Genomic DNA, 20,805 nt, shown 5'->3' on the forward strand with positions numbered 1-20,805 from the left:
CTTGCCTCCTTGCTTACTTTTTATTTTCACGTACATCTTCATCTCGTAATATTTTACGTTCGGAATGGGGTTTTTCCCTCGTCTTAAACAACGGCGTAGCGCCGTTAGTTTGCGGGGGGATCACTAACGTCAAAATCACGTAGATCCCTAAAGGTAAAAATGACAGGCGTGCAAATAGCGAACAAACCATGGCAAAAATCAGGTATGCGATCCGCACGCTTTTAGCACTGATACCAAAATATGCGGCAAGGCCACCACAGACTCCTGTCAGCCACCTGTCATTTGAGCGACGCAATTTTTTCTTCACGGCAATCTCCCCTTTGTTTGATACCTTAATTTTACATGGGAAAAAATAGAACTGCAACATTAGTCGCGAACTGATTCGTCTTTAAATACCAGTAACCCGATCTCGTGGGGGGAATCCGCGTAGATCGCACTTTCGGCAATTTTTAGTTCACCGGCAAAATTTTGTAATCGCAACCGACAATAGACCGGATCTTTTTGCAGCGCGGCGTATAACTGCTCTTCGTTATGGACCTCAACGTGGTTACATTCTAAGATAATGTCCCCCACTTCTAAGCCCATCTTAGCGGCTGGCGTATCCGGGATCACGGCGATCACCCGCACCCCACTACCAGTTTCGACGTACCACCTTTGAGCCTGTGCGTCATTTTTACGGCGCTTAAAACTCAAATACCCGGCTAATAAACCACTGACAACTAAGCCGACCAGCGTGCTGGCAGGAACGAAAAAGGCTAAGACCGCGCATAAAAAACTGACCGCAGCCAACAACAAGTCTTGTCGGCGAGCTTCTTGGAGCATCACCGCTAATTCCTGTTTAAAAACTTTGAGGTTCACACTGACCAAAAAAGGTAACAGCGCCAAACCGAAGTGCTGCCCATTGATCGTCAAAAATGGCCACCACGAAAACCAACTCGTCAAATGATTGACTGGCAGTAAGATCACTAACGGTACGATCGTTAGTTCCCGCCAGCAATAAAAAGCGATCCGCCGGCCCCGTTTTCCCTGCTTGATCCGCGGAGAAAAAAAGCGGGCGTTTTTACGCGGATTTACTAACAGGGCACGTAATAAAAAGTAAAGAGCCAAAATAACTAACAACGCAGCCCCGCTAGGTAAAGTTACTCCCTGACTAGGTGCTACCGTGTGCCACACTAATAAGCCAAATAAAGCCGCCCACAGTAACGGTAACGTGATGTCGCGTAGGGGCAATATTACCAACGCTAACAGTGCGACTCCTTCTAATAGCAGTAGAAATTTAGGCGGTAACATCAGCCCGCAAGCAACCGAAACCACCCCGCCGACTACCAATCCGACCAGACTATTTTTCACTAAATGACGACCCTCAAAGTAGTCTCGGTTAAGCGCAACTCTAAAAAAGTGGCGCTCCTGGTGCAAACGCCTGAAGTATAAGACTATCGTTTGTAAAATACCGACCCATAACAAAGGTTGCAGCAAGTATAATAATACCATCTGCCCAAAATTCACCATTAACCCTCCCCTTAAAAGGAATCACCAGCAGTTAGTCCAACAACTATCATAAGCAAAGAGGACTGGGACAAAATTCTACTTTGTTCCAGCCCCATTTTTGGTTTCCGTAAATAATAGACCGATCGTGTTCCTCTTCCCTGTGACACTGATAACTTAAAGAGTGCTTCAACTAACGCACTCACATTTTTCAAGCTTAAAACTATAGTTTCAAAAAACGACTCATCGATAAACCGGCTCCTAAAGCGCCGATCCCGATCCCAATTATTACCAATAATAAATCGATTTGCAGCAAGAAAACGTGCGGCACTAACAACGAATAACTCGTAGCCCGCAAGGCTTGAGAAAATCCTTGATACACCCAGCTATAGCCAAAGTCTACCACTAAAAGCGGGATCAATGCACCGAATAAACCAGTCCAGGCACCCTCTAGCACAAAAGGCCAGCGAATGTAGCTATTGGTAGCACCTACTAACCGCATGATTCCAATCTCGTTTTGCCGTGACAAAATGGTCAAGCGAATCGTATTGGCAATCAAAAAGACCGCCACAAATAGTAGTAAAATACTGATAATCACACCCCAGCGCCTAACACCAGAAACGACCCTAAATAATTTTTTAGCAGACGCCCCGCCATACTGAGCCCGGTAAACGTGCGCCAGCTCTTGTGCTTGATGAGCCACCTTGATCGTATCACCAGCCCGCTTGGTTTTAACCACGTAAACGTCATACAGGGGATTATCATCACCGGAAAAGAGCTGAAATTCCTTGCCGTAAGAACCAACTACGTTAGCTAGTTCCTTTTTGCGGCTAGAATAGGTCACTTGTTTGACGCCGGTAATTCTACGCAGACGCCTTTTTAGGTCCCTTTTTTGGCGATCATTGGTTTTGCGCTCGATCATTACCCTGACTTGCACGTCATTTTCGATATCCGTCGCAAGCTTATTGACGTTTAGTAAAATTGCCAGCAAAATACCTACTAACAATAAAGTGACCGTTACCGCACTGATAGCCGCAACAGTCATCCAGCCATTTCGTCTTAAATTACGCAAGCTCTCAGCCAAGTGGCGCCTGATAGTCAACCTATTCACCGGCGTATCCTCCTCTTTTACGATCACGTACGATCTTTCCGGCTACAATTTCCAACACCCGGTGCTGGTGCTCATTGACTAACGAACTGTTATGAGTAGCCATTACAACAGTAGTACCAGCATTGTTGATATTTTCAATGATCGTCATAATTTTTTCTGCGGTGGTTGGGTCCAAATTACCCGTGGGTTCATCCGCAATCAAAATTGGCGGTCGGTTAGCGATCGCCCGTGCAATTGCCACCCGTTGCTGTTCACCACCGGAGATCTCCGTGGGAAAACTTCCCATTTTTTGGCTCAATCCCACTAATTGTAAGACCTGTGTGACCCGTTTTTTAACTTCCAGCGGACTTTTTTCGATCACCTGTAGGGCGTAGGCAACATTTTCAAAAATAGTCAACCGCGGTAATAGTTCAAAGTCTTGGAAAACGACCCCTAACTCTCGGCGCAAATACGGTACATCCCTGCGCGCAATTTTTTCCAAATGATACTGATTGACCTGGATCTGACCCGAAGTCGCCGCTAATTCGTGGTACATCAGCTTAATAAACGTCGACTTACCAGCTCCACTCGGACCGACAAGGTAAACAAATTCACCCTGAGGAATCTTAACCGAAAGAGAATCGACTCCCCGGATCCCGTTGCCGTAATCCATGATCACGTTTTTAAATTCTATCACACACATATCCTCCGTAACATTTCTGCTAGTATTGGACCTAATCGATTTTTTCTTGGCTTAAATTCCACTGCAAATAAGCATTAATAAATTCATCTAACGCACCATCCATCACCGCAGAAACGTTGCTCGTTTGGTAAGCGGTGCGGTGATCTTTGACCAGTGAATACGGGTGGAAGACATAAGAGCGGATCTGTGAGCCCCAGCCGATCTCCATCTGTTTTCCTTGAATCTGAGCTTTAGTCTGTGCCTGTTTTTCCATTTCCAACTGGTACAGTTTAGCCTTCAGCATTTTTTCAGCGGTCGCACGGTTTTGAAACTGTGAACGCTGCGCCTGACTAGAAACTACGATCCCTGTCGGCTGGTGGATCAGGCGCACCGCAGACGATGTCTTGTTGATATGCTGACCACCCGCACCACTGGAACGAAAGACTTCCATCTTAACGTCTTCGGGCCGCAGTTCAACTTCAACGTCCTCATCGAGTTCGGGCATCACGTTGACCGAAGCAAAGGAAGTATGCCGCCTTTTAGCCGCATCAAACGGTGAGATGCGCACCAAACGATGAACTCCTTTTTCACTGCGCAAAAAACCATAGGCATTAGGCCCGGACACCTGCAACGTAACGCTTTTGATTCCCGCTTCATCGCCTTCTTGGTAGTCTAGGGTTTCCGCCGTGAAATGGTGTTGTTCTGCCCAGCGCACATACATCCGTAATAGCATTGCTCCCCAGTCTTGCGATTCGGTCCCGCCCGCTCCGGGATGAATTTCTAGTAACGCATTATTGCCGTCATATTTACCATTTAACAGTAACGTCAACTGGTAAGAAGACATCTGTTTTTGTGCCAATTCGTATTTGTCAGCCAGTTCTTGTTGCAACTGCGGATCTGCTTCTTCTTGACAAAGCTCGACCAAAACGTCCAACTCTTCAATTTTAGCGGCTAGCTGTTTAAAATTATCGTACTTGTTTTTCAAAGCATTATTAGCCGCGATGATTTTTTGTGCTTTTTGTTCGTTTTGCCAAAAATCGGGTTGCGCCATCTGTGCTTCATTTTCAGAAATAGCTTCTTCTAGACCATCGAGGTCAAAGAGACCTCCTAAAGTCTGCTAATTTTTGCTGTAATTCAGCTACATTGCGCTTATAATCACTAATTTCCATTATTTTTCCTCACTCGTTAGTTATTAACGCCTAATATTTTGTCGGATCTCGGCTTTCAAGAATAGCCGGGTAACATCGTATTCAATATTACCGATCATTTGTTCAAACATCCGGTAACCATCGGACTGGTATTCGACTAGCGGATTCAACTGGCCGTAGCCTCGCAGGCCGATCGACTGGCGTAACTGATCCATTTCATCGATGTGATCGGTCCAGCGTTCGTCGACCACCCGCAAGATGACCACTTTTTCAAATTCCAGCATTTGGGCCGGATTATTTAATTGCTTTTCTTTAAAATCATAATTTTGCTGGGCCTTATCGAGTAGTAGCTGAGTAATTTCCGCCGGCTTTTTGCCCGCCAAATCAGCCACAGTAATACTACCTTCATCGACCATCGCTGCTACCGCAAAATCTATGATCGCCTGTAAATCCCATTCCTTTTTATCACCTTGGGTATGGATCTGAACATTGTGCCTGATCGTCCGTTTGATCATCGGCACGATCACTTTTTTCAAGGATTCATCTTCCATAATTACCTGCTGGCGTTGTTCGTAGATCACTTCACGTTGCGCACGCATTACGTCATCGTATTGCAAAACCTGCTTACGGGTATCGTAATTATTACCCTCGACCCTTTTTTGCGCGGATTCCACCTGCTTAGAGATCATCTTCGACTGAATTACCGCATCATCATCTTCAACTTTCATCCGCTGCAGCAAATCCTTGATCCTTTCCGAACCAAAACGCAACATCAGATCGTCTTCTAGTGACAAGTAAAACTGAGTAACACCAGGGTCACCCTGACGACCAGAACGGCCCCGCAACTGGTTATCGATCCGGCGGGATTCATGTCGCTCGGTCCCAATCACAGCTAAACCACCGATCTCTTTGACACCGGGTCCTAGTTTAATATCGGTCCCCCGCCCAGCCATGTTAGTGGCGATCGTGACGGCCCCGCGTTGACCCGCATTAGTAATAATTTCTGCTTCCTTAGCGTTATTTTTAGCGTTCAAAACAGAGTGTGGCACCTTTTGTTTGTCTAATAACTGGGATAAATACTCCGAAGTTTCGACCGCAACCGTCCCGACCAAAATTGGCTGACCAGTCTTGTGTCTCGTTTTAATATCAGCCACGACGGCATTAAACTTACTTTTCAGTGTCGGGTACAATAAATCCGGGCGGTCATCGCGCAAAATCGGTTTATTGGTCGGAATCGCAACTACTTCCATGTTGTAAATTTCCCGAAACTCTTCTTGTTCGGTCTTCGCCGTCCCCGTCATTCCCGCTAATTTCTTATACATTCTAAAGAAATTCTGGTAAGTAATATTGGCCATCGTTTTAGTTTCTTCTTCGATCTTAACGCGTTCCTTAGCCTCAATCGCTTGGTGCAAACCATCGGAATACCGCCGACCATCCATGATCCGGCCGGTAAACTGGTCAACGATCAAAACTTCACCGTCACGCACAACGTAATCCTTGTCTTTGATCATAATGTAATTAGCACGTAACGCATTGTCTAAGTGATGGTTAAGCGCCATATTGTCGGGATCAAATAGATTAGTCAGCCCAAAATACTGTTCGCCTTTGCGGATCCCTTGTTCTGTTAGCGAAACGGTCTTGGATTCCAAATCGACTTTGTAGTCGTCTTCTTTAGTTAAAGTCTTAGCAAAACGGTCCGTTCTAATATACAGTTTAGTAGTTCCCGTTGCTTGCCCAGAAATGATCAGCGGGGTCCGCGCTTCATCGATCAAAATCGAATCGACCTCATCGACCACCACAAAATTCAGTGGTCGTTGTACCATATCTTCTTTATAAACGACCATGTTGTCTCGCAGGTAATCAAAACCCAACTCACTATTAGTGGAATAGGTAATATCAGAATTATAAGCCTTACGTTTATCAGCAGCAGAAAGTCCGTTGACGTTTAACCCCACGGATAAGCCTAGCCAGTTGTATAACTCGCCCATTTCGTTAGCATCACGTGAAGACAAATACTCATTGACCGTTACCACGTGCACGCCTTTTTGCGCCAGTGCGTTCAAATAAACCGGCATCGTCGCCGTCAAGGTCTTACCTTCACCGGTTTTCATCTCGGCAATGTTACCCTCGTGTAAGACGATCCCACCGATAATCTGTACGCGAAAAGGATACAATCCCAAAACTCGTTTAGCACCTTCACGCGCTACCGCGAACGCTTCCGGTAAAATATCGTCCAACGTTGCCCCGTTTTGGAGCTTAGCCTTTAGTTTCGGCGTTTCAGCCTGTAATTGCTCATCCGATAGAGCACTCATTTCGTCTGCGAGATCCTCAACTTTAGTAGCGATCTTTCCCAGCCGTTTAATTTCTCTTTTATCACTTTCAACCCATTTTTTCAGGAGATTTGCCATGAAATATTTCCCTTCTTTAACAAAATAATACATTAAAAATTCAGTTTTATTCTGAAATAAAACACTAATTTACATTTTAGCATTATTACCTGCAATTGAAAACTATCCCGCTAATAAAAAAGGTCAAACCCGTGATTGCTCTAGATTTGACCTCATTTTAAGAATTTAATTAAATTTTTCTTATTCAGCTTCGATCAAGCCGTAATTACCGTCCTTACGCCGGTAAACAATGCTAATACCCTGTGTTTGCGCATCTTCGTAGATAAAGAAATCATGTCCCAACATGTTCATCTGCAACACGGCTTCTTCGCTATCCATCGGCTTCAAATCGAAGTTCTTAGTCCGGACGATCTGAATTTCTGGTTCATCTTTTTGGGCATCATCTTCACTAGGCGAACTAGCAAAATCCAACCCCTTATAACCACGTTCCCGTGACTTGCGGTTGACTTTAGTCTTATATTTTCTGATCTGGCGTTCGAGTTTATCAGTCACCAAATCAATACTTGCATACATATCAGTCGAGGTTTCTTCGGCACGTAAAACCAAATAAGGTAGTGGGATCGTTACTTCAACTTTGGCGTTTTTGTCGGGGTAAACTTTTAAATTAACGTGAGCCGTCGAATCAGCGGTATTGTCAAAATACTTTTCCAGTTTAGTTAATTTTTTCTCAACATAATCGCGCAAAGCACCCGTAACTTCAATATTTTCACCACGTACATTGATTTTTAACATCTTGACCTCTCCTTTCACCACTCGAAAGACGATGAGCTCCATCACCTTTCATCTTTATTATAAAGGAAAACGGTTAAATAAACAATAGCGTCACCGGGCCAGCGTGACAGAACGCACGTGGTGCGCACCGAATTGCTGCAAGATCTCCTTAGCGTGATACAAAGTCCTACCGGTCGTGTAGACATCATCTATTAACACCACGTCTTTCCCGGGAATTGCATCTTGTCCGCAAAAAGCAAATGGTTGTTTGGTTTGCATTCTTTGGCTACGCGTCTTAGTCGATTGTTTGACGTGTTTTCTTAGTGTTGGTTTAAACATTAACAGTTCCGTCGTTTTAACGGTCACTAAACCAGCAACTTGGTTAAATCCCCGTTGCTTTTGCGTTTGCTCATCGCTAGGAATAATAACGTACAACCAGTTGCGCGGATAGTTTTCCTTAATAAAGGCGCTAAACTCCGCTTGAAAAAGTAAGCGCCAGTGATAATCTCCCATAAACTTATAGCGCTCCATGTATTCTTTTAAAACTTCATTATATGAATACAAAGATTTATTGCCTAGTAACTCTTTTTGTCCCTGCTTTTGCCACCGCAAACAATCACTACACAGCTCCGGTGTCGCCCACGGACGGCCACACCCCGGACAACACTGCTTTTCACGCAACGGTTCCAACCTTGTTTGACATTGGGCACACAAGTATTCCGGTAAAAATGGGCGCCACGAAAATAACCATTCCAACTGCAAGCGACTGGCAAATTGGCGGTTACACATTAAACACTTAGCCACCTAGCAACCGCACTCCTTTCCGGTTGATCCTTTTGATCTGTTGCAGTGCTTGTACCACGTTTTTTACGTAATCGGTACAAACGAAATAAACGTCTCCCGTCGGTCGTTTTTGACTTCGTCCCACGCGCCCAGCAATCTGCACCAAAGCAGCGCGGGAAAAAACGGCATCATCTGCTCCTAGAACTAAAACGTTGACCTGCGGAAAAGTTACTCCTCTTTCTAAAATAGTAGTCGTCACTAAAAAACGGTACTGGTGTGCTCGCAGCGCCTGCACTTTTTCTTCCCGTTTTTTGTCGGCAGCATGGACAGTAGTCCCAGTAATATCTGCGGGTAAAAATTGCTGTACACTGCGATAAACGGAGTCCAGTAAGGAAATTTTAGGTACAAAAAGTAAAAAAGGATAGCCTTCTTTAACCCAGCGGTGAATAATTTTTTGCAGACGCAACGGTAATTGGCCCTGCGATAATTTTTTAGCCCAGTTACTTTGTAAAATGACTTGCGGTAAGGGTAATAAGTGCTGGTGAAAGCGCACCGGCAAATAAATCGTTTGGGCAACTTGCTTAAATAAGCCGGGCGCTGGCGTTGCCGTCAGGTAAACTTTACTCCCGCTGGGTTTAACCGCCCGTAAAGCCGCTTGGTGTAACATCCTACTCCCAGCAAACGGAAAGGCATCTACTTCATCGATAATCAGTAAATCAAAGGCGTGCTTAAAACGGAGGAGTTGGTGGGTGGTACAGATCGTCAGTTGACCGTAGCTGTATGGCAGCTTGCTTTGGCCGTGCAAAAGTACACAATTAATGTTGGCAAACGCTGCACACAACCGGGGATAAAGTTCGTTACAAACGTCGATCCGCGGAGAAGCCAAGCAAATCCTCTTACCCGCCAGTAATTGCTGGTCTAACGTTTCAAATAACATCTCGGTCTTGCCCGCTCCAGTCACCGCCCATAGCAAACAATCGGCACCAGCACAAACAGCTTGCTGTAACTCCTGGGAACACTGCTGTTGGTAAACCGACAGCTGGCCTTGCCAAGTTAAAGGATGTTGCTTCAGTGGTGCAAATTTATTTTTCTCACTTAAATGATATAATTGATTGGTGGAACTGACACGTCCTAATAACAAACAGGCGGGACAATAGTACTTATCATGAGGCAAAAGTGCTTGTTGTTTAGGAGTGGTCGTCTGACAACGATAACAAAAAATGGTTCGCGTGTTGATTTTTAGTGCCGGATGCGCTTGTTTTGCTAATTTAGCCACCAGTTCGGGTGCGATCTCGCTATCTAATAACAGCCTACCAAATAATAATTCTTCCATTAACATCCCTTCTCACTATTTAACTACGCCAACTAAGGAGAATTTAATGCATTCTTATTTAACAATTGCACAAGACGGTGCGACTACACTAACCATCAAAAAATCACAATTCGTCTGTCAAATGGCGCGAACTAAAGATGCTGCCGCAGCCCAAGAATTCATTGCAACCTGTCAAAAAAAACACGCTCAGGCTAATCACAATTGTTACGCCTACGTACTTGCTGACAATATTCAACGGCAAAGCGACGACGGGGAGCCCGCTAGGACCGCGGGAGTACCGATCCTCAATACCTTGATGCAATTTAAGCTATGTAACGTGACCGCAGTCGTCACCCGTTATTTTGGCGGTATCAAACTGGGTACGGGTGGCTTGATCCGCGCCTACAGTAGCGCAACTTCACAGACGATCAAACAACTTACGGTCGTTTTACGAGCGGTCAAAACCGAAATGCTGATCACAATCGCTTACGAACACCTAGGTAAACTGCAGTATTTTCTACGGCAACAACAACTTGCGGTCTTAGACACCCAATACGACACCCAAGTTCACGTCAAGATTGCAGTTACTTCAGGGCATTACTCCGAACTGGCAGCGCAGCTCACCGAATTATTAAGCGGCAGACTAACATTGCAAAAAGGCCCAGCTGCTTATTATGATCTACCTTACGACCTCTCCAAAAACAAGCCGTGAGTCAGGGAAAGTTGCTCCAACAAGCAAATCCTGTACTTGGATTTGTTTGTCGGTGTCCTTAGAACCTAGATTGCTGGCTTGACGAACGCGATTAAGTCTATTACTTACGGAAACAAAAAAAGGGGACCGAGACAAAATTTTTGCCTCAGTCCCTATTTAATATTCAAGAAATCAATGCTTGTTTTTGGGTTCTTTTTTATCATTTTCCGCCGGCGTGCCGCCCACCACAAAGCGTTTGATCAAATTTAATAACGGCCGCCGTTTTCCGCCTGCCAAACTGATTGCTTCGACGAAAAGCTCTAACCCCACTAAGGTAGCCAGCGTCAACAAAACTGACCCCCAAAAATTAGATAATGGGTATAACAAAGAGATAAACGAAAAAATCAAGGCGATCCCGTAGATCACTAACACCGTCTGTCGGTGCGTTAGTCCCATTTGCATCAACCGGTGGTGTAAGTGATGATTGTCCGCTTGAAAAATCGGCTTATTATTCAGTAACCGCCGCAAAATAGCGTAGACCGTGTCCGTGATCGGGACTCCCAAGATGATCACGGGAATAATAATGCTAATAAAAGTCGCATTTTTTAAGCCATATAACGAAAAAACAGCGATCATAAAACCGATAAACAGCGCACCAGTATCGCCCAAAAATATACTGGCAGGATGAAAATTATAGGGCAAAAAACCGATCAGCGCAGCGACTAACGTAAACATCATAATCGCTACGTAAGTCCCCGTAACATTTAAAAAGAAAAAACCCGTTAACGCACTCGTCGTTAAGGCAATGATCGCCACCCCGGTCGCCAAACCGTCTAAACCATCTAACAAATTGATCGCGTTGGTGATCGCAATGATCCAAATCAGCGTCACCGGTAAACTCAGCCAGCCCAAAGAAATCGTCCCTAAAAAAGGGATCGTTAACGTCGTCATCCTGATCCGGGCAACAAAATAGACGATCAGTGCAGCTAAAGTGATCCCCGCTAACTTTTGTAATGGTTTTAGTTCGTAAATATCATCAATGATCCCAGTCAAAATAATGACACACTCCGCTAATAGTAACGGCCAGAGTTGGTTTGGCGGGTATTGTGCGCGCAACAAAAAAAAATTGGTGAAATTAAAGGCTAAAAAAACCGCCAATCCGCCGAGCGTCGGCATCGGTTTAGAATTGATCCGCCGAGCATTGGGCTTGTCAACCGCACCAATTTTTAGCGCCAGTTTGCGCACAAAAGGGACGAGGAGTGCCGAAATTATCATGGTCGCAAATAACGAAGCAAAAATGATATACATAATCAAACGTCCTCTTCTTTTAGGTACACTAATTACTTAACCAGTTTATCATACCATACCAGCAGGCCTTTTTTAAATCAAGTTGCCACCAATCAGCTCTAACTATTTTTTCAAATGATAACTATAGGTAGCTACAATAATATTTTCCCGCGAATTAAGCGTCGTGCGCAGCCTAAAACTAGTCTGGTTATGCAAAATATTTTGCCACGGTTTCCGGGGAACAAACTGCGGTACCAAGATCGTCACGGTTTTATTTTCCTTAGCGGCATTTTTAGCAATGACATCGCAAAAATGCAGCACCGGCCGCGCAATCGAACGGTACGACGAATGCAAGTCAATAAAACGAACCTCCGGAAAGGCCTCTTTAAATTCTTTCGCTGTTTCGTGTTCTTTTTTCGGATTAGTATCAAAGGAAACATGCATCGCGATCACCCGGTCACCGATCGAGCGTGCGTAATTGATTGCCCCAGTCGTCACGTGAGTCACCGAGCTGACTAACACGATCACGATCGCGCCGCTATAATCGTGTAACTGGACTTCGGTGCTGACCCGCAGTTGCTGTGCGACTTGCACGTAATGCTGGTGAATTTTATAAAAGCCAAATAATAACGCAGGCATGATCAACAGGTACGGCCAAACGTTGGCAAAGTGCAGCCAAAACAAAAAGATCACTAACGCCAAAGAAATCACGGCGCCCAACAAATTGAAACACGAATTAAGAAACCAGTGTTTACTTCTTTCGCGTAACCAGTGAATGATCATCCCAGACTGCGATAACGTAAACGGCACAAAAACCCCTACCGCGTATAACGGGATCAGTAGGTTAGTTTGCCCGTGGAAGATCAATATCAAAACGATCGCGCCGACGGCCAAAGAAACGATCCCATTAGAATAGCCCAAGCGGTCTCCTTTATCCATAAACATATGAGGCATATACTTATCTTTAGCCAAATTATACGCCAGGATTGGAAAAGCCGAGAATCCCGTATTAGCAGCCACCGCTAGGATCATCGCCGTTGCTAATTGCAACAGGTAATAAAAAATACCGTGACCAAAAATTTTTTCACCGATCTGCGATAACACGGTGTTGTGACTATTAGGTAAAATTCCTAAATAATAGCTGAAAAAAGTAATGCTAGCAAAGAAGAACGCTAAGATCAACGACATCAACGCTAACGTGTTAGCCGCATTTTTGCGCCGCGGACGCTTAAAATTAGGGACCGCATTACTGATCGCTTCGACTCCCGTCAACGAAGAAGAGCCAGCCGAAAAAGCCCGTAGGAATAATACCAAAGTCATTCCCTTGACCGGCGCGCCTAATGCCGCCGTAGCGTGGTAAGAAACCCGCCCAGTCGCAATATTAACAAATCCCCAAATGATCATCAACACGATCATTACCACAAAAAAATAAACTGGAATAGTCAAAAAAGATGCCGATTCCCGCATTCCCCGCAAATTTAACGTCGTAATAAACAAAACGATAATAATAGAAATCGCAATTGCGTAAGGATGCAAGAATGGCAAAGCAGAAGTGATCGCCTCGGTCCCGGAAGTAACGGAAACCGCCACGGTCAACATATAATCGACTAACAACGAACCACCAGCCATTAAACCGGCGCTAGCGCCCCAATTTTTAGTGGCAACTACATAGGCGCCACCACCCGAAGGATAGGCATTAATGATCTGACGATACGACATGGTGATCGCAAACAATAAGACCAAGACGATCAACGCGGCGGGTAGTGAATACCAAGTTGCCGCCGCAGACAACACTACCAAAGTAGCGGTGATCTGCTCGGTCCCGTATGCTACTGACGACAAAGCATCTGACGACAACAACGCCAGCGCCTTAAATTTGGTCAATGACTGGCCACCTTCATCGATTGTTTTCAGCGGTTTACCGATCAACAACCGTTTTAAGTAACGCAACATGTTCTTTTCTCCTTTAGCAGCAATTACTACCAATTAAATTTAACTCACAGCATATGCTAATATACAATCACATTTACCATTACTTTGCAACTGTTATTTCAGCCAAATACTTGCAATCCGTATTCTATTACTAAATAGTGCTAAAAGCAAAAAAAAGCCGAGGCCAAATTGACCTCAGCTTTTTTATTTTTAGGAAATGATTACATCATGCCGCCCATGCCTGCGCCGCCTTGCGGAGCTGCAGGTGCAGCATCTTTAGGTTCTGGCTTGTCAGCAACAACTGCTTCCGTTGTTAATAACAAAGCGGAAACCGAAGCTGCGTTTTGTAAAGCAGAACGTGTTACCTTAGTTGGGTCAACGATCCCAGCCGCAACCATATCTTCCCACTTGCCGTTAGCAGCATTGTAACCAATACCCGGTTTTTGGGCCTTTAATTTTTCAACGATCACTGAACCTTCTAAACCAGCATTAAATGCGATTTGACGGACAGGTTCTTCTAGTGCACGTTTAACGATATTGATACCAGTTTGAACGTCGCCACTTTCCTTTAGTGCGCCGACCTTGTCGATCACGTTAACTAAAGCAGTACCACCACCAGGAACGAAACCTTCTTCTACGGCAGCACGCGTCGAGTTCAATGCGTCTTCGATCCGGTATTTACGTTCTTTTAATTCTGTTTCGGTAGCAGCCCCAACCTTAACTACGGCTACCCCACCAGCTAATTTAGCCAAACGTTCTTGTAATTTTTCCCGGTCAAAATCAGAAGTCGTTTCACCGATCTGCTTTTTGATCTGAGCTACTCGTTCTTGGATCTGGTTTTTATCGCCAGCACCTTCAACAAGAGTAGTATTTTCCTTAGTAACAGTTACCTTGCCAGCTGTTCCTAATTGTTCGATCGTAGTGTCCTTTAACTGTAAGCCTAGGTCTTCTGTGATCACAGTACCACCGGTCAAAGTAGCGATGTCTTGCAACATTTCTTTACGCCGATCACCAAAGCCCGGAGCCTTAACAGCAACGACTTTGAAAGTTCCGCGCATCATGTTCAGTACTAACGTTGGCAAAGCTTCACCGTCAATATCATCGGCAATGATCAGTAAAGTCCGCCCCTGTTCTACGATACTTTGTAATAATGGCAAAATATCTTGGATGTTTGAGATCTTCTTGTCGGTGATCATGATGTACGGATTGTCCAATTCAGCAATCATCTTGTCTTGGTCCGTTACCATGTATTGTGACAAGTAGCCGCGATCAAATTGCATTCCTTCAACAACGTCTAAGGAAGTATCGATCCCTTTCGATTCTTCGATGGTAATTACGCCGTCGTTACCAACTTTTTCCATCGCTTCGGCAATTAGTTCACCAGTCTCTTGACTAGCGGAAGAAACAGCGGCAATTTGGCTGATATCGCTCTTAGAAGAAACGTCATGAGACATTTCTTTCAAACCAGCAACTGCGGCTTTGGTAGCCATTTCAATTCCGGAACGAATTCCAACTGGGTTAGCACCGGCAGTTACGTTTTTCATTCCTTCAGTGACAATCGCTTGAGCCAAAACAGTAGCGGTCGTAGTACCGTCACCTGCAATGTCGTTAGTTTTAGAAGCAACTTCAGCAACTAACTTAGCACCCATATTTTCAAAATGATCGTCCAATTCGATTTCCTTAGCGATCGTTACCCCATCATTAGTAATGGTAGGAGAACCGTATGATTGTTCTAAGACAACGTTACGTCCTTTTGGTCCTAAAGTTGATTTAACAGTATTAGCTAACTTATCTACGCCAGCTAACATTTTTGCTCGTGCATCCTCAGAAAATTTAATTTCCTTAGCCATTCTTTTCACCTCATCAAAATATTATCGTTTTAGTATCTATTATTTTTACTTTAATTATTCAACGACGGCAATAACGTCACTTTCGCGGACTACTAAGTACTTGTCGCCTTGGTATGAAACTTCCGTACCAGCATATTTGTCGTAGACTACTGAATCGCCGACCTTAACGTCCGGCACTTGTTTTTGACCGTTGTCAAGCACCTTACCGGCACCTACAGCAACAACTTTACCTGTTTGTGGCTTTTCTTTAGCATTACTTGCTAAAACGATCCCACCTACAGTTTGTTCTTCTTCTTCTTGGACTTCAAGAATAATTCTGTCTCCTAATGGTTTCAGCACCCTAGATCCCTCCAATATTTTTTAGCACTTGATACTTTCAAGTGCTAACTGATTACATTTATTATCATAACCACTTTAATCAGAAAATGCAAGCACTTTTTATCACTCGCACCATTTAAGTGCCAATTAACTGAACGGTACAACTGTTAATTGGTCCCCTAACTATGCTACAATTTGAACCAGCCCAGATAAAGGAAGTTTAGTCATGTTCAAACACAATACGCTGTCACTTTTAGGCGGTTATTTAGTCTTTGTCTTATTGCAACAGCTCTTATTTATCCTGCTCAAACAAAACGATCTGTTATACTGGTGGCAAACCATTTTAACTGCCGCTGCCGCCCTCTTATTGCTTTACCTCGACCGGCGTTACCGCTACACCAACCAGCTTGAAAAAAAGCAGGCCAGCAAAACTATTTCTTGGTTATCAATGCTGATCAGCGTTCCCGTCATTTTAGGGTTGCAACAAATATTTTTACACTTTGAGGCGACTTTTTTACACCAACCCCTTTATTCTAATAACACCGGTCAACTAATAGCGATCGCTGCTAAATATCCCTACTATATTGTATTGCTGACGCTGACGGAACCAGTGATCGAAGAATTTGTTTTTCGTAAAGCATTGTTTGGTAACTTCACTAAGTGGTTTAAACCGTGGCAAGCGGCGGTGATCGCCAGTGTGATCTTCGCGTTAGGGCATAGCGACGGTCACTTGCTGACTTATACTATTATGGGACTGGGATTTTGTTTCGTCTATCAGCAAAGCGGCAAGATCCAGTATTCAATCGGCGCGCACGTTTTAATGAACGCGACGGTGTTGCTGCTTAATTTTTGAAGCTACGCGGCAAGTCAGTTAGCAGTTTAAAATACGAACAGTCTATTACTTACGGAAACTAAAAGAACCCGGGACAAAGCGCTAAGTTTTGTCCCAGGTTCTTTTGGTATTTCCATCATTTGATGTATTCCTGTTTTATTTCAGATGATCGTCTTTGATGCGGTCATCAACGTGCTTTAAAAAATAAATCAACGTCTGCAATTCATTCGTTAAATCAACGTCTTGGACCCGCACGTACTTAGGAACAGTGATCCGCAACGGCGTAAAGTTCAAAATTCCGCGCACGCCAGCGTCGATCAGCTCATCGGTTACCCGTTGAGCCACCGGCCCCGGCACCGTCAAGATCACGACTTCGATCTGCTGAGCCATCAACTGTTCTTTCATATCGCTCATCGGATAGATCGGCACACCGCTTAAGATCGTTCCCGTCAATTTTTCATCAATATCAAAAGCCGCACTGATGCGCACGTTATTATTTCCCTGGAAATTATGGTTCAATAACGCGTGCCCCAAATTACCGACTCCGATCAATGCCACGTTAGTTAATTTATCTTGATTCAGTGTTTTTTTAAAGAAATCCAATAAATTTTTGACATCGTAACCATAGCCACGTTTGCCTAACGCACCAAAATACGAAAAATCGCGGCGAATAGTTGCTGAATCGACTTTCACTGCCTCAGCAAGCTCAGTTGACGAAATTCGCTCTTTGCCAGATGTATATAATATTCCCAAATACCGATAATAAATTGGCAACCGTTTAGCAGTCGCTTGAGGTATTTTTGTACTTGCCACATTAAACGCTCCTTTCACAAAAGGCTTACCTCCTAATTTTACCATATAAAATTTCACAAGCAAGAACTCTCACAAATTTTCATCCACAAGCAATTCTATGGTAAACTATTTTAGTGCATTATTAATTAACTACTATATATTTATATACTTAGGGGGAAATTGCATGATCTTACTGCAAGTTCAGCAGGTCGCCCGTACTTTTAACGGAGAAACACTTTTTGCACACGTTGACCTGGACATCAAAAACGATTCACGCATTGCCTTAGTCGGACCAAACGGCGTCGGCAAATCTACCCTGCTAAAAATCATCACCGGACAAAATCCACCCGATCAAGGACAAGTCGTTACTCGTAAGGGACTGACGATCGGCTATTTGGCACAAGATACGGGCTTAGAATCGACTAATACCATCTACGACGAAATGCTGACGGTTTTTGCACGACTGATCGCACTAGAAAAACAACTGCATCAAATAGAAGAAGAAATTGCGACTACCACAGACCAGCAAAGCGCACACTACCAACAATTACTAACGCGTTATGATCAGCTGTCTCATGATTTTAGCACGCAAAATGGTTACGGTTACCAAGCCGAGATCCGCACCGTCTTACACGGCTTTCATTTTTACGAAGAAGACTACCGTAAAAAAATTGCGGACCTCTCCGGTGGCCAAAAAACGCGGTTGGCCTTGGCAAAATTGCTGCTGCAAAAAAAGGATCTCTTGATACTCGACGAACCGACTAACCACCTTGACCTAACCACCTTGCAGTGGCTGGAAAATTACCTGCAAGGTTATCAGGGTGCGCTGCTGATCGTATCACATGACCGCTATTTTCTAGACAAGATCGTCACCACCGTTTGTGATCTCAGCCACAACCAACTGGTAACCTACCACGGCGATTACACCGCTTTTACCAAGCAAAAAGCCGCTAATTTCAACCAGCAAGTCAAACAATACCATAAGCAACAAGAAAAAATCACTAAACTAGAAGACTTCGTAGCCAAAAACCTCGTGCGGGCAACTACCAGTAAACGCGCTCAGAGCCGGCAAAAGCAACTGGATAAAATTACGCGCCTGGAAAAACCGACTAAGGATAAACAACAGCCCCACTTTGCGTTTACCCCGGCCACTAAAAGCGGTAAAGTCGTGTTAACCGTCAACGCCGCGTACGTCGGCTACGATAACCAACCGATCAGCGGCCCGATCGACTTTGAGCTCAACCAGCAGCAGATCTTAGCGGTCGTCGGCGAAAACGGAGTCGGTAAATCAACGCTACTGAAAAGTATTATCGGTCAGATCCCCCTGATTTCCGGCAAGGTCACTTTAGGAACTAATGTCGACCTTGGGTATTACGACCAGGAACAGCAGGGACTACATGCTAACAAGACCGTTCTTGATGAAGTTTGGGACGAACACCCGACGATCCCAGAAAAAGACCTGCGTTCTACTCTAGGCGGTTTTTTATTTCGGGGCGACGACGTAAAAAAATTAGTGCACAATCTTTCCGGTGGTGAAAAAGCACGTTTGTTACTGACTAAACTAGCGCTCCAAAAAAATAACCTACTAATCCTAGACGAACCAACTAATCATTTGGATATTGCTAGTAAAGAAGTCTTGGAGCGGGCGCTAAAAGACTTCACGGGAACGGTACTCTTCGTTTCTCACGACCGCTATTTTATCAACCAAACAGCCGACATAGTCTTAGAACTGACCGCCGAAAACAGCACTATTTACCTGGGCAATTACGATTATTACCTCCAAAAAAAAGCAGAACAACAGTTATTGCAAGAAACTGATGTCCCCGTTAAGGAGGTTTCTACTGCTAAAGACAACTACCAGCAAAGTAAATTACAGCAAAAGCAACAACGCAAACTGAGCCGGCAAGTCAAACAGTTAGAAAATCAAAGTGAACAGTTGGAACAACAAAAACAACAACTCGAATTAGCAATGGCACAGCCCGAAAACTTCAATGACCGCCAAAAAAGTGCGGCCTTACAAGACCAGTTAACTAAAATTACAAAACAACTCGAGCAAACCGAAGCACAGTGGGAAGATGCTGCGCTACAGCTAGCCGAATTTGAAGACTAGTCACTAACACAAAGGAGTTGGGACAAAAAGCGTTTAGCAGTCGAGCACTAGCCTAGTTTCAAAGTAAAACCTGAACTTTGGTTTTATTTTGAAACGTAGCTAGGCGCAAACTGCTGCTTTGTGGAGCACGATCAAACAAGCTGGGAGTCAAGCCGGTTAGCGGTCGTGGACTAAGTGGCACTGACAAGCAAATCCTGTACTTAGATTTGTTTGTCAGTGCCACTTAGTACCTAGACTGCTGGCTTGAAAAACGCGATTAAGTCTATTATTTACGGAAAAACACAATGAGGCTGGGACAAAACTTCGTTTTGTCCCAGCCTCATTGTGTTTCCAATTAATTCCTATTAGTCAGCGATCCCCGGAAATTCCAGGCTTGGTTGTGCGTTTAACGTCAAGTCAGCACGGACACCGTACCGGTACGCTACCGTACCCGCAGCCCCAATCATCGCCGCGTTATCACCACATAACTCTAACGGTGCTTTGACAAATTCCACCTGACTAGTAGCTAATTCTGTAGTCAAACGTTCTCGCAAACCTTGATTAGCCGCAACTCCCCCCGCTAAAATCAGTTGCTTAACGGGATATTGCTCGATTGCTCGCATAGTCTTAGTCGTCAACACGTCAACGACACTTTGTTGAAAACTAGCCGCTAAATCCTTAGTATCTAATTGTTGCCCGATTTGATCGGCGTGATGGACCGTATTAATAAACGCACTTTTTAGTCCGCTAAAACTAAAATCAAAATTATCTTCGTGTTCCATCGCCCGCGGAAAATGAAAGGTATCTTGACCCAAGTGAGCCAGTTGATCGAGCTGTTTTCCTGCCGGGTATTTTAAACCTAAGACCCGCCCGACCTTATCGTAAGCTTCACCAGCCGCATCATCGCGTGTTTCGCCAATTATTTGGTATTCATTTTCAGCAGGTAAATAAACCAGCTGCGTATGTCCCCCAGATACCAACAATGCTAGTGCCGGAAAACGGATCGGAGTCACAAAACTAGCAGCATACAAATGTCCCGCCATATGATTGACCGGGATCAACGGTAGGTCATGCGCCCACGCGATCGCTTTAGCGGCAGAAATCCCCACCAATAACGCGCCGACTAATCCGGGGCCATAAGTTACCGCTACGGCCGTCAACTGCTCATAGTTCACATGAGTTTCTTGTAAAACATCATCCAAGCAACCGATGATCTGTTCGATATGGTGACGACTAGCGACTTCGGGAACCACCCCACCAAAACGTTGGTGACTTTTAATTTGCGTCGCCGTTTTTTGGGATAAGAGCTGATTACCATTTTTAACCAGCGCCACACTAGTTTCATCACAACTTGATTCAATCGCTAAAATCAGCGTTTCTTTATTCATCTTAACT

The 20,805-nt window shown here is 44.5% G+C and carries 18 protein-coding genes; 3 read left to right on the forward strand and 15 right to left on the reverse strand.

Annotated elements, in window-relative coordinates; genetic code table 11:
* Nucleotides 1-13 precede the first annotated feature (13 nt).
* The 9 genes from ACSYSK_RS06615 to ACSYSK_RS06655 form a co-directional block, all read right to left on the reverse strand.
* On the reverse strand, nucleotides 14-307 hold the full coding sequence (locus tag ACSYSK_RS06615) for a PspC domain-containing protein (RefSeq protein WP_491714358.1): 294 nt from the start codon (nucleotides 305-307) through the stop codon (nucleotides 14-16).
* A gap of 59 nt (nucleotides 308-366) precedes the next feature.
* Nucleotides 367-1,509, reverse strand: a complete 1,143-nt coding sequence (locus tag ACSYSK_RS06620) for a PDZ domain-containing protein (protein ID WP_491714359.1) — start codon at nucleotides 1,507-1,509, stop codon at nucleotides 367-369.
* Nucleotides 1,510-1,708: 199 nt separating this feature from the next.
* The gene (gene ftsX, locus ACSYSK_RS06625; RefSeq protein WP_491714360.1) at nucleotides 1,709-2,596 is read right to left on the reverse strand and encodes a permease-like cell division protein FtsX; all 888 of its coding nucleotides are present in this window, start codon (nucleotides 2,594-2,596) and stop codon (nucleotides 1,709-1,711) included.
* The gene (gene ftsE / locus ACSYSK_RS06630) at nucleotides 2,589-3,272 is read right to left on the reverse strand and encodes a cell division ATP-binding protein FtsE (protein ID WP_491714361.1); all 684 of its coding nucleotides are present in this window, start codon (nucleotides 3,270-3,272) and stop codon (nucleotides 2,589-2,591) included. The genes ftsX and ftsE overlap by 8 nt, the downstream gene beginning before the upstream one ends.
* A gap of 37 nt (nucleotides 3,273-3,309) precedes the next feature.
* Nucleotides 3,310-4,426, reverse strand: a protein-coding gene (gene prfB, locus ACSYSK_RS06635) for a peptide chain release factor 2 (protein ID WP_491714362.1) whose coding sequence is annotated in 2 segments (ribosomal slippage) — nucleotides 3,310-4,353 and nucleotides 4,355-4,426 — 1,116 coding nt in all. Because the reading frame shifts where the segments join, the coding sequence is not laid out codon by codon here.
* A 23-nt stretch (nucleotides 4,427-4,449) separates the two neighbouring features.
* Nucleotides 4,450-6,813, reverse strand: coding sequence for a preprotein translocase subunit SecA (gene secA / locus ACSYSK_RS06640; RefSeq protein ID WP_491714363.1), 2,364 nt, complete (start codon nucleotides 6,811-6,813; stop codon nucleotides 4,450-4,452).
* A 180-nt stretch (nucleotides 6,814-6,993) separates the two neighbouring features.
* Nucleotides 6,994-7,545, reverse strand: a complete 552-nt coding sequence (hpf, locus tag ACSYSK_RS06645) for a ribosome hibernation-promoting factor, HPF/YfiA family (RefSeq protein WP_491714364.1) — start codon at nucleotides 7,543-7,545, stop codon at nucleotides 6,994-6,996.
* Between the two features lie 90 nt (nucleotides 7,546-7,635).
* A complete protein-coding gene (locus ACSYSK_RS06650) occupies nucleotides 7,636-8,328 on the reverse strand; it encodes a ComF family protein (protein WP_491714365.1) in 693 nt (230 codons plus the stop codon).
* Complete coding sequence (locus ACSYSK_RS06655; RefSeq protein ID WP_491714366.1) at nucleotides 8,321-9,640, reverse strand: ATP-dependent helicase ComFA; 1,320 nt, start codon at nucleotides 9,638-9,640, stop codon at nucleotides 8,321-8,323. The genes ACSYSK_RS06650 and ACSYSK_RS06655 overlap by 8 nt, the downstream gene beginning before the upstream one ends.
* A gap of 46 nt (nucleotides 9,641-9,686) precedes the next feature.
* Here ACSYSK_RS06655 and ACSYSK_RS06660 point away from each other — a divergent pair, with 46 nt between their 5' ends.
* Nucleotides 9,687-10,331 carry a YigZ family protein gene (locus ACSYSK_RS06660; RefSeq protein WP_491714367.1) on the forward strand — a complete coding sequence of 215 codons (645 nt, stop codon included), beginning with the start codon at nucleotides 9,687-9,689 and terminating at the stop codon, nucleotides 10,329-10,331.
* 171 nt (nucleotides 10,332-10,502) lie between these two features.
* Here ACSYSK_RS06660 and ACSYSK_RS06665 read toward each other — a convergent pair whose 3' ends face one another.
* The 4 genes from ACSYSK_RS06665 to groES form a co-directional block, all read right to left on the reverse strand.
* Entirely contained in the window at nucleotides 10,503-11,618 is a 1,116-nt protein-coding gene (locus ACSYSK_RS06665) for a glycosyltransferase family 4 protein (RefSeq protein ID WP_491714368.1), read from the reverse strand.
* A gap of 102 nt (nucleotides 11,619-11,720) precedes the next feature.
* On the reverse strand, nucleotides 11,721-13,550 hold the full coding sequence (locus tag ACSYSK_RS06670) for an APC family permease (protein ID WP_491714369.1): 1,830 nt from the start codon (nucleotides 13,548-13,550) through the stop codon (nucleotides 11,721-11,723).
* A gap of 200 nt (nucleotides 13,551-13,750) precedes the next feature.
* On the reverse strand, nucleotides 13,751-15,379 hold the full coding sequence (groL, locus tag ACSYSK_RS06675; RefSeq protein ID WP_491714370.1) for a chaperonin GroEL: 1,629 nt from the start codon (nucleotides 15,377-15,379) through the stop codon (nucleotides 13,751-13,753).
* A 54-nt stretch (nucleotides 15,380-15,433) separates the two neighbouring features.
* Nucleotides 15,434-15,718, reverse strand: coding sequence for a co-chaperone GroES (gene groES / locus ACSYSK_RS06680; protein WP_491714371.1), 285 nt, complete (start codon nucleotides 15,716-15,718; stop codon nucleotides 15,434-15,436).
* Between the two features lie 205 nt (nucleotides 15,719-15,923).
* Between groES and ACSYSK_RS06685 the strand changes: the two genes are divergently transcribed.
* A complete protein-coding gene (locus ACSYSK_RS06685) occupies nucleotides 15,924-16,550 on the forward strand; it encodes a CPBP family intramembrane glutamic endopeptidase (RefSeq protein WP_491714372.1) in 627 nt (208 codons plus the stop codon).
* 135 nt (nucleotides 16,551-16,685) lie between these two features.
* Here ACSYSK_RS06685 and ACSYSK_RS06690 read toward each other — a convergent pair whose 3' ends face one another.
* Nucleotides 16,686-17,342 carry a redox-sensing transcriptional repressor Rex gene (locus ACSYSK_RS06690; RefSeq protein ID WP_491714373.1) on the reverse strand — a complete coding sequence of 219 codons (657 nt, stop codon included), beginning with the start codon at nucleotides 17,340-17,342 and terminating at the stop codon, nucleotides 16,686-16,688.
* A gap of 163 nt (nucleotides 17,343-17,505) precedes the next feature.
* Between ACSYSK_RS06690 and ACSYSK_RS06695 the strand changes: the two genes are divergently transcribed.
* Entirely contained in the window at nucleotides 17,506-19,431 is a 1,926-nt protein-coding gene (locus tag ACSYSK_RS06695; protein ID WP_491714374.1) for an ABC-F family ATP-binding cassette domain-containing protein, read from the forward strand.
* A 344-nt stretch (nucleotides 19,432-19,775) separates the two neighbouring features.
* Here ACSYSK_RS06695 and tsaD read toward each other — a convergent pair whose 3' ends face one another.
* Nucleotides 19,776-20,798, reverse strand: a complete 1,023-nt coding sequence (gene tsaD / locus ACSYSK_RS06700) for a tRNA (adenosine(37)-N6)-threonylcarbamoyltransferase complex transferase subunit TsaD (protein WP_491714375.1) — start codon at nucleotides 20,796-20,798, stop codon at nucleotides 19,776-19,778.
* Nucleotides 20,799-20,805: the final 7 nt, after the last annotated feature.

It is taken from the genome of Ligilactobacillus sp. ESL1201 (assembly GCF_058503265.1).

What these genes read in the sequence shown, in the direction of transcription:
- ACSYSK_RS06695 (WP_491714374.1), top strand. Translation starts at nt 17,506, where the DNA reads ATGATCTTACTGCAAGTTCAGCAGGTCGCCCGTACTTTTAACGGAGAA.
- ACSYSK_RS06655 (WP_491714366.1), bottom strand. Translation starts at nt 9,640, where the DNA reads ATGGAAGAATTATTATTTGGTAGGCTGTTATTAGATAGCGAGATCGCA.
- groL (WP_491714370.1), bottom strand. Translation starts at nt 15,379, where the DNA reads ATGGCTAAGGAAATTAAATTTTCTGAGGATGCACGAGCAAAAATGTTA.
- ACSYSK_RS06665 (WP_491714368.1), bottom strand. Translation starts at nt 11,618, where the DNA reads ATGTATATCATTTTTGCTTCGTTATTTGCGACCATGATAATTTCGGCA.
- hpf (WP_491714364.1), bottom strand. Translation starts at nt 7,545, where the DNA reads ATGTTAAAAATCAATGTACGTGGTGAAAATATTGAAGTTACGGGTGCT.
- ACSYSK_RS06685 (WP_491714372.1), top strand. Translation starts at nt 15,924, where the DNA reads ATGTTCAAACACAATACGCTGTCACTTTTAGGCGGTTATTTAGTCTTT.
- ACSYSK_RS06670 (WP_491714369.1), bottom strand. Translation starts at nt 13,550, where the DNA reads ATGTTGCGTTACTTAAAACGGTTGTTGATCGGTAAACCGCTGAAAACA.
- secA (WP_491714363.1), bottom strand. Translation starts at nt 6,813, where the DNA reads ATGGCAAATCTCCTGAAAAAATGGGTTGAAAGTGATAAAAGAGAAATT.
- tsaD (WP_491714375.1), bottom strand. Translation starts at nt 20,798, where the DNA reads ATGAATAAAGAAACGCTGATTTTAGCGATTGAATCAAGTTGTGATGAA.
- ACSYSK_RS06660 (WP_491714367.1), top strand. Translation starts at nt 9,687, where the DNA reads ATGCATTCTTATTTAACAATTGCACAAGACGGTGCGACTACACTAACC.
- ACSYSK_RS06620 (WP_491714359.1), bottom strand. Translation starts at nt 1,509, where the DNA reads ATGGTGAATTTTGGGCAGATGGTATTATTATACTTGCTGCAACCTTTG.